Source organism: Frankia tisae (assembly GCF_025403405.1).
GTDB lineage: Bacteria > Actinomycetota > Actinomycetes > Frankiales > Frankiaceae > Frankia > Frankia tisai.
Window position 1 is genome coordinate 1 of sequence record NZ_JANEZT010000704.1, and the last position, 1,233, is coordinate 1,233.

Genomic DNA, 1,233 nt, shown 5'->3' on the forward strand with positions numbered 1-1,233 from the left:
ACCCGGAACGGCGTGCCGTCCTCGGCGGTCAGCTCGGAGAGGTAGCCGTTCTCCCGGACCTGGATGTGGTCGTGGACCTCGGCGGGGGTCAGCGCGGGCGCCCACACACCGGAGAAGCCGGCGAGGATCTCGCGCCACTCGTCGAGGGTGCGCTCGGCGAAGATGCCGTCGAGCACCTCGACGCAGGCGCGGTTGTGGGTGTGGCGGGCGGCGGCGTCGAGGAAACGGGGGTCGGCGACGAGCTCGGGGCGGTCGAGGACCAGGCACAGCTCGTCCCAGAACCGGTCGGCCTGCAGACAGACCAGGTTGATCCAGCGGCCGTCCTTGGTCCGGTAGTAGTTGGCGATCGGGTTTCCCGGGGCGCGGCGGTCGGCCCGCGGCACCTCTCCGGTGAACGGCGCGGCGGCGATGTCCGGGCCCAGCGCCCACATGCCGGTGTTGAGCAGGGAGACGTCGACGACGGCGGTCTGTCCCGTCCGCTCCCGGCGGTAGAGGGCCATCGCGACGGCGCCGGCGATCGTGTTGCTGCCCTGCAGGTCATAGAAGGCGGCCGGCTGGGCGACCGGATCGTCGTCGTCGGCGCCGGTGAGCTTGTGCAGGGTCCCCGAGCTGCACCAGGCCGCCGCCGAGTCGTAGCCGCCCGTGTTGACCATCGGGCCGCGGCTGCCCCAGCCGCTGCCGCGCACGTAGACCAGCCGGGGGTTGACCGCCCGCAGGTCGTCGACGTCGATGCCGAGGCGGGCGCGTAACGCCGGCAGGTAGCTGGTGAGGAACACGTCGGCGTCGGCGACCAGGCGTAACAGCACCGCGCGGCCGGCGGGTGTGGTCAGGTCGAGGGTGACGCTGCGCTTGCCGTGGTTGGGGATCTCCAGGAACGGGTTGGGACCGCTGTCGTCCTGGTTGAGCAGGTTGCGCAGCAGCCGCTGCGGGTCGCCGGTGGGCGGTTCGACCTTGACGACGTCGGCGCCGAGGTCGGCGAGGATCGCGCCCGCGGCGGGCACGAACGTCCAGCCGGCGATCTCGACGACGTTCACGCCCTCGAACGGTCTGCTCATCGTCCGCTCCTGTTCGCCACGCACCACTGCTACCCGAACTCCCCCAGGCCGTGAACCTAGTAGGAACAGTTAGCCATGTCAGCCAGATCACTTTTCTGACGGGAAGCAACCGATCGGTCGCGTAGGCGGTGGGGTGATTTACGGGCTGTCTCTTATACCCATCTGACGCTGCCGACGA

The 1,233-nt window shown here is 70.2% G+C and carries 1 protein-coding gene; it reads right to left on the reverse strand.

The window, feature by feature from the left end:
* On the reverse strand, positions 1-1,055 hold a 1,055-nt coding region (locus NBZ85_RS31220), incomplete at its 3' end, for a CaiB/BaiF CoA transferase family protein (RefSeq protein WP_261563435.1).
* Positions 1,056-1,233: the final 178 nt, after the last annotated feature.